9 protein-coding genes are annotated in these 6,515 nt (G+C 63.4%); 5 read left to right on the top strand and 4 right to left on the bottom strand.

The features are described from left to right. Positions 1 to 193: 193 nt before the first annotated feature. Positions 194 to 595: an acyl-CoA thioesterase gene (locus ACEWQ0_RS05640; protein WP_476482325.1), complete on the top strand. Its 402-nt coding sequence runs from the start codon at positions 194 to 196 to the stop codon at positions 593 to 595. Positions 596 to 644: 49 nt separating this feature from the next. Here ACEWQ0_RS05640 and ACEWQ0_RS05635 read toward each other — a convergent pair whose 3' ends face one another. Next, positions 645 to 1,397 (bottom strand): enoyl-CoA hydratase/isomerase family protein, encoded by a 753-nt coding sequence (locus ACEWQ0_RS05635; protein ID WP_476482326.1) that lies wholly within the window; start codon positions 1,395 to 1,397, stop codon positions 645 to 647. Between the two features lie 181 nt (positions 1,398 to 1,578). On the opposite strand from ACEWQ0_RS05635, the gene ACEWQ0_RS05630 reads away from it, so the two are divergent. Then, on the top strand, positions 1,579 to 3,054 hold the full coding sequence (locus ACEWQ0_RS05630; protein WP_476482327.1) for a potassium/proton antiporter: 1,476 nt from the start codon (positions 1,579 to 1,581) through the stop codon (positions 3,052 to 3,054). 7 nt (positions 3,055 to 3,061) lie between these two features. On the opposite strand, the gene ACEWQ0_RS05625 is transcribed toward ACEWQ0_RS05630, so the two are convergent. The 3 genes from ACEWQ0_RS05625 to ACEWQ0_RS05615 are packed head-to-tail and all read right to left on the bottom strand — an operon-like array spanning position 3,062 to position 4,605. Beyond that, positions 3,062 to 3,682 carry a CoA pyrophosphatase gene (locus ACEWQ0_RS05625; RefSeq protein WP_476482328.1) on the bottom strand — a complete coding sequence of 207 codons (621 nt, stop codon included), beginning with the start codon at positions 3,680 to 3,682 and terminating at the stop codon, positions 3,062 to 3,064. Next, positions 3,672 to 3,872, bottom strand: a complete 201-nt coding sequence (locus ACEWQ0_RS05620) for a DUF1289 domain-containing protein (RefSeq protein WP_476482329.1) — start codon at positions 3,870 to 3,872, stop codon at positions 3,672 to 3,674. The genes ACEWQ0_RS05625 and ACEWQ0_RS05620 overlap by 11 nt, the downstream gene beginning before the upstream one ends. Before the next feature lie 10 nt (positions 3,873 to 3,882). Next, on the bottom strand, positions 3,883 to 4,605 hold the full coding sequence (locus ACEWQ0_RS05615; RefSeq protein WP_476482330.1) for an FKBP-type peptidyl-prolyl cis-trans isomerase: 723 nt from the start codon (positions 4,603 to 4,605) through the stop codon (positions 3,883 to 3,885). Between the two features lie 320 nt (positions 4,606 to 4,925). Between ACEWQ0_RS05615 and pspA the strand changes: the two genes are divergently transcribed. From pspA to pspC, 3 genes are read left to right on the top strand one after another with little or no spacing between them, the layout of a single operon-like run. Then, the gene (pspA, locus tag ACEWQ0_RS05610; RefSeq protein WP_476482331.1) at positions 4,926 to 5,591 is read left to right on the top strand and encodes a phage shock protein PspA; all 666 of its coding nucleotides are present in this window, start codon (positions 4,926 to 4,928) and stop codon (positions 5,589 to 5,591) included. Positions 5,592 to 5,597: 6 nt separating this feature from the next. Further along, positions 5,598 to 5,831, top strand: coding sequence for an envelope stress response membrane protein PspB (pspB, locus tag ACEWQ0_RS05605; RefSeq protein ID WP_476482332.1), 234 nt, complete (start codon positions 5,598 to 5,600; stop codon positions 5,829 to 5,831). After that, complete coding sequence (pspC, locus tag ACEWQ0_RS05600) at positions 5,828 to 6,223, top strand: envelope stress response membrane protein PspC (protein WP_476484779.1); 396 nt, start codon at positions 5,828 to 5,830, stop codon at positions 6,221 to 6,223. Before pspB ends, pspC begins: the two co-directional genes overlap by 4 nt. The last annotated feature ends 292 nt before the right edge of the window (positions 6,224 to 6,515 follow it).

Genomic DNA, 6,515 nt, shown 5'->3' with positions numbered 1-6,515 from the left:
CCAGCCAACCAGCCAACCAGCCAACCAGCCAACCAGCCAACCAGCCAACCAGCCAACCAGCCAACCAGCCAACCAGCCAACCAGCCAACCAGCCAACCAGCCAACCAGCCAACCAGCCAACCAGCCAACCAGCCAATCAGCCAACGTAGCGCCATAGCGCTACAATCCTCCCACCCCAAACCGGAAGCCCACAATGCCTGAATTCAAGCTCACCCTCCCCGTTCGCTGGGGCGACATGGATTCTTTCAAACACGTCAGCAACGTGGTCTACCTGCGCTATATCGAAGAATGCCGGGCGCGTTGGATGGAGTCGGTTCCCAGCCGCTGGCAGCAAGCCGAAACCGGCCCTGTGGTCGCCAACATCAGCATCAATTTCCGCCGACCGCTGTACTGGCCCGAAGAGATCGAGGTCACTCTCAACCCCCTGTCTCCGGGCCGCTCCTCGATCAAGCTCGAGCACGAGATTCGCTCGATTCCAGACCAGGATGGCAAGGCCGTCGTTTATGCCGATGCCACCTGCACCCTGGTGTGGATCGACAAAGAAAAGGGCGAACCGGTGCCGCTGCCGACCAGCATTCGCGAGCTCGCTCCATAGCGTTCCGGCGATGCGCTCGTATGGCGCACAATCGGAAACACAATGAATCTCAGCCCTTCAAGCGCTCCACCAGCTGTTTGAGCGTGGCCTGCGTGCGCTCGTCGAACCAGGCCGCGACGAAGGCATCGATATCCAGGGCATCGCGGCTGTCGAACAGTTCGCCCAGTTCCGCACGGCACAGTTTGCGGGTGGCGGCCATGGAGTGCTGCGGCAATTCCAGCAGTTCACCGCACCATGACACGGCTCGCCCGATGACTTCGGCCGACGGAGCCAGCTCGTCAACCAGGCCAAGCTGGCGCGCCTGGGTCGGCGAGATCATGTCGCCGGCAACGAGATGGCGCTCGGCCGGATACGGGCCGATGAGCCGGGCCAGGGCGTGGTGGATGACCGGCGGCACGACCAGGCCGACCTGGACTTCATTGAGCCCGAGGCGGAACTCGCCCTCGGCCTGCACGCGATAGTCGGCGAACAGACCGATCACGGTGCCGCCGGCAGGGCTGTGCCCGGTCAGCGCCGTGACAATGGGCACGGGGCTGCGGGCGATGCGCTCGAGCAGGGTGAAGAAGGCCTGCCAGAACGCGCGCATGCCGCGCTCGTCGAGCGTGAGCAGCTCGGGCACGTCGAGCCCCGCCGAAAACAAGCCTTCGCGCCCTGAAATCACGAGCGCGCGAGCGTCGTCGTGGATGGCTTGGGCGACGGCATGATCCAGCTGGCCAACCAGCGCCGGATTGAGCGCGTTCACTGGCGGGCGATCGAGTCTGATTTCGACAACGCCGTTTGCGTGATCGATATTCTGCAGCATGGGTTCCGTGTCCTTGGGATGGGTGATCCGTTTGGGCTTGGTGATCCACGAGTCTACCGCTCTGGCGGCCTGCTGCGTGCCGGGAAGCTGCGCGGCATTTGCGCCGCCCCGGCGATGTTTCCGCTGGATCCCTCGCGACCTGCGGTTATTATGAGCCGTGGAATTCTAGGAGACAGCCCGCGTGTTCGAATCGGAACCCGCCAGCACGGCAGTGATGCTGACCGCCGCAGGCCTGCTGCTGGTGCTCAGCGTGCTGTTCAGCCGCCCTTCCGAGCGTATCGGCATTCCGGTGGTGCTGGTCTTCCTGCTTATCGGGCTGCTGGTCGGCGCCCGTTTCGGTCACGATCTGATCGATTTCGATCTGGCGTTCCGCATCGGTACGGTGGGGCTGACGCTGATCCTGTTCGATGGCGGCCTCAACACGCCTTTCCGTCAGGTACGCGAACACTTGCTGCCGGCCTCGCTGCTGGCCACGCTTGCGGTGGTGGGCACGGCAGTGCTGGTTGCACTTGTCGCCTGGCTGCTCGGCCTGGACTGGATGCTGGCGCTTCTGCTGGGCGCGATGGTGTCGTCGACCGACGCCGCTGCCGTGTTCTCGTCCCTGCGCGGCTCCAATGTCCAGCTGCGACGTCGCGTGGGCGCCACGCTGGAGCTGGAATCGGGCCTCAACGACCCGATGGCCATCATCCTGACCCTGACACTGACCGCCCAGATTGCCGGCATGCAGGCCTTCAGCCTGCTCGACTTTGCAGGCCATGTATTACTGCAGCTGACGGTCGGAGCGGCTGCCGGCCTGGCCATCGGCTGGCTGGGCACTTTGCTGCTCGAGCGTATTCGCGTGCCGGCCGCTGGCCTCTACCCGGCCCTGACCCTGGCTTTCGCGCTGCTGGCTTTCGGCATTCCCACCCTGTTCATGGGCTCGGGCTTTCTGGCCGTTTACGTCGCCGCGCTGATGCTCGGCAATCGGCGCCTGCCCTACCGTTCCGGCATCCTGCGCGTTCACGATGCGCTGGCCTGGCTGGCCCAGATCACGATGTTTCTGGTGCTGGGGCTGCTGGCCGTGCCGCAACTGCTGGTGTCGTTTGGCTGGCGTGGCGTTTTGCTGGCGCTGGCGCTGGCGCTGGTTGCTCGCCCGCTGATGGTAGTCGCCTGCCTGCTGCCGTTTCGCTACAGCGCGCGCGAGACCGCATTCATCTCATGGGTGGGCCTGCGCGGTGCGGTGCCGATCCTGCTGGCGACCTATCCCGTCCTTGCCGGCGTGGAAAAAGGCATGATCCTGTTTCACCTGGCGTTTTTCGTGGTCGTGGTCAACGCGCTCATTCCCGGTGCCACGGTGCGCTGGGCGGCATCTTTGTTCGGCGTCGAACGCGGCGGTGCCCAGCGCCCGGCCCCGGTGCTGGAAATCAACGCCATCGACAGCCTGCCGATCCAGATCATCTCGTTCAACCTGCACCCGGCCGCGATGGTGACCGGACAACCGGCCAGAATGCTGCCGCTGCCCGAGGGCGCCGACGTGCTGCTGGTAGTCCGCGGTCGCGAGGCGCTGCCGGTGACGCCCGAAACCGTGCTCGAAGCCAACGACCACGTACACGTAATGGTGCGACCGGAGCACAAGCGAATGGTGGAACTGATGTTCGGGCTGCGCGAAGACGATTGACCGCCTTCTAGGCGTCGCCGATCACGGTCGCGCACAGCTGATGGAGAATGGCGGCGGTGGCGCCCCAGATCATCCAGCGCCCGTGCGGCAGCGTGGTCAGCTCGTGGCTGTGGCCGCCGCGAGTCACGGTATGGTGACGATAGTTGTGGCGATCGAGAACGCGATCCAGCGGCAGGGTGAAGATTTCTTCCACCTCACCGGGACAAGGCCGAAGCACGGGCTGGCCCTCGATGGTAGCCACCACCGGCACGATGCGATAGCCGGTGATGGTGTCGAAACGATCCAGCAGGCCGTGCACCGACAGTCGCTCGCGCTCGACGCCGATCTCTTCGCTGGTCTCCCGCAGTGCCGTCACCAGCGGAAACGACTCGCTGCCCTCACGCCCGCCGCCGGGAAACGCAACCTGGCCGGCGTGCAGCGTCATCCGGCGGCTGCGAACGGTCAGCACCACGGCCGGAGCGGGCGCGCTCATGATGGCGATCAGCACCGCAGCGGGCCGGGGGTTCCAGGCCTTGTGCCCGGGTGGCTGAAAGCCGCGGATGCGAAGATCGGCAACCGGGGTATCGGGAGCGTGAAGCCGCGCCGCCATCTCCCGCGGGGAGAATGACAGCGCGACCTCAGCCTTCATCGAACAGACGGTCGGCCCGGGCAGGCAGGGCCTGCATGACCTCGCGGCGCTTTTCCGGCGTATAGCTCAGCCAGTCGGCAATTTCCGCCGCCGAGCGGAAGCAGCCCACGCACAGGTCTCCGGGACCGAGCGTGCAGGTTCCGATACAGGGCGACTCGACTTTCGGGACCAGTCGCGCAAGTTCGCTCATCTGCGCCTGATTACTGTCCGGGCGCCTGTGTCTGCCCCTGCTGGTTCTCCGGCTCGCCGATCTTGACCAGCTTGACGTCGAACTTCAGGGCTTCATTCGGCCCGATAATGGGTGGATCGCCACGCACGCCGAAAGCCAGCTCCGGCGGCAGGAAGATCTGCCATTCGGCGCCTTCGCTCATCTGCGGCAGCACTTCCTGCCAGCCCTCGATGACCGAGTTGACCTGAAAGACAGCGGGCACGCCGCGGCGGAAGGAGCTGTCGAACTCGCGTCCGTTGATCTTGGAACCGCGGTAGTGAACGGTGACCGTATCTTCAAGGGTAGGCCGCTCACCGGTACCTTCCTCGATGACGCGATACTGCACACCGCTGGGCAGAACGGTGATGTTCTTCTTTTCGCGGTTTTCGGCCAGGAACTCTTCGGCCTTGGCCTGATTTTCCTCGGCCAGAGCCTCGAAGGCTTCCATCCGCTCCTGACGCAGCTTCTCCTGCAGCGCGGTCATGCGCTCGCGCATGATCTCCACGTCGATGGTCGGATCCTGCTCGTTGTAGGCGTCGCGTACGGCCTGGAAGATCGCTTCCAGATCGACGTCGACGTCATAGCTCCGGAGCTCTGCGCCGAACTCGTAACCGATGGAATAGCCGAGCTCGCCCTGCTCACTTTCCAGATCCTGGGCCGCAGCCGGCGCGGCCACGAACAGGGCCAATAGCGCTGCGAGAAAACATTTCTGCATGTTGCCTCCGTTGAAGGAAATTTCGTTATGGCGGAAATTGCGAAAGCGGGCATTGTACCCGACCACTCCGCCCCTGACCACGGCAACGACCGCTTGTGCCACGCTCGGCGCAGACTGGCCCGCTGCATTCAATGGACCGTCAGGCGGCGCGATCGGTTCCGCAGCCAAACTACAGGCGAGACTTGCCATTATCGCGACAATATTCGCCTTTGCTCGGGCCCGGCAATGACGCAAGCCCCTGATTTCAGGGCCTCAAGCACTCTGGCACGGCACTTGCGAGGAACCAGGCAGGACAAGCCATCGCAACAGGAGTTAACACCATGGGCATTTTTTCCCGCCTGGGCGACATCATCAACGCCAATCTCAATGCCGCGCTGGAAAAAGCGGAAGACCCGGAAAAGATGATTCGCCTGATGATTCAGGAAATGGAAGATACGCTGGTCGAGATCCGCTCGGCGACAGCGAAATGCATCGCCGAGAAAAAGGAGCGCGAGCGCCTGCTCAAGCGTCTGGAACAGCAGCAGCTGGAATGGCAGCGCAAGGCGGAGCTGGCGCTGGAGAAAGAGCGCGAAGATCTGGCGCGCGCCGCCCTGGCCGAGAAAACCCGGCTGGGTGATCGCATCGACTACCTCAAGGAAGAGCTGGAGCAGTACACCAACCAGCTGACCAAGTACGACGAGGACATCGGCAGGCTGCAGGCCAAACTGACCGACGCCCGCAACCGCCAGCGCGCGCTGGTAATGCGCCACCGCTCGGCCAGCCACCACCTCAAGACCAGAAAGCAGGTCTACAACGACAAGGTCGACGAAATGCTGCACCGTTTCGACGCCGCCGAGGAGCGCGTCGAACGCATCGAGTCGGAAGCTGAGGCGCTGGACATGGGCCGCCAGGGCCGCACGCTCGACTCCGAGTTCGAGGACCTTGAGCGCGACGAGCGCGTCGAAGAAGCGCTGGCCGAACTCAAGTCCCGTCGCAACCGGGAGTAGGCCGAAATGAACGAATTCGTATTCGTGTTCGTGCCGCTGCTGGTGTTTCTGGTGATCGTGGCGCCAATCTGGCTGATTCTGCACTACGCCACGCGCAATTCGGCCAGCCGGCGGCTCAACAGCAAGGATGAAGCGCTGATGGAAGACCTGCACGACACGGCACGCAAGATGGAGGAGCGCATCCATACCCTCGAACGCATTCTTGATGCCGACAGCCCGAACTGGAGAGACCATACATGAACCGCCGTTACAGCGAACCTCAACAGCCCAGCCGAAACCGCCTCTACCGCAACAAGCAGCGCGGCATTCTGGGCGGCGTATGCGCCGGCATCGCCGACTGGGCCGGCTTCAATCTGACCGCGCTGCGGATAATCACGATCCTGCTGGCGATTCCGTTTACCGCGGTGATGATCGTCGGCTACATCGCGCTATGGATTCTGTTGCGCAGACGGCCGGTCAACCTCTATCGCGACGAGCACGACGAGGCTTTCTGGCAGGAAGTACGACGCGGGCCGAAAGACGGCGTCGGCACCCTCAACCGCCGCTTCCGCGAGCTCGACAAGCGCCTGCAGCGGATGGAGGCCTGGTTGACCTCGAGCGAATACCGCATCGACCGCGAGCTTGAAGACTGACGTCTCTGGTTAGCTGGTTAGCTGGTTAGCTGGTTAGCTGGTTAGCTGGTTAGCTGGTTAGCTGGTTAGCTGGTTGGCTGGTTGGCTGGTTGGCTGGTTGGCTGGTTGGCTGGTTGGCTGGTTGGCTGGTTGGCTGGTTGGCTGGTAGGCTGGATGGCTGGGTGCCTGTATTGCTGGTATTCTGGTTGGCTGGTTGTCTCGTTGCATGGTTGGCTGTTTGGCTGGGTGGCAAGTTGGCAGTTTGGCTGGTTGGAGGCTTGTCAGCTTTGCTCGTAGGCTTATGCGTGATATG

This window comes from Wenzhouxiangella sp. YN9, from assembly GCF_056324165.1.
This window is presented reverse-complemented; position numbering and strand designations above follow the sequence as displayed.

Excerpts from the sequence above, each read along its gene's own strand:
- ACEWQ0_RS05640 (WP_476482325.1), top strand. The coding sequence starts at position 194 with ATGCCTGAATTCAAGCTCACCCTCCCCGTTCGCTGGGGCGACATGGAT.
- ACEWQ0_RS05615 (WP_476482330.1), bottom strand. The coding sequence starts at position 4,605 with ATGCAGAAATGTTTTCTCGCAGCGCTATTGGCCCTGTTCGTGGCCGCG.
- ACEWQ0_RS05620 (WP_476482329.1), bottom strand. The coding sequence starts at position 3,872 with ATGAGCGAACTTGCGCGACTGGTCCCGAAAGTCGAGTCGCCCTGTATC.
- pspA (WP_476482331.1), top strand. The coding sequence starts at position 4,926 with ATGGGCATTTTTTCCCGCCTGGGCGACATCATCAACGCCAATCTCAAT.
- ACEWQ0_RS05635 (WP_476482326.1), bottom strand. The coding sequence starts at position 1,397 with ATGCTGCAGAATATCGATCACGCAAACGGCGTTGTCGAAATCAGACTC.
- pspB (WP_476482332.1), top strand. The coding sequence starts at position 5,598 with ATGAACGAATTCGTATTCGTGTTCGTGCCGCTGCTGGTGTTTCTGGTG.
- ACEWQ0_RS05625 (WP_476482328.1), bottom strand. The coding sequence starts at position 3,682 with ATGAAGGCTGAGGTCGCGCTGTCATTCTCCCCGCGGGAGATGGCGGCG.
- pspC (WP_476484779.1), top strand. The coding sequence starts at position 5,828 with ATGAACCGCCGTTACAGCGAACCTCAACAGCCCAGCCGAAACCGCCTC.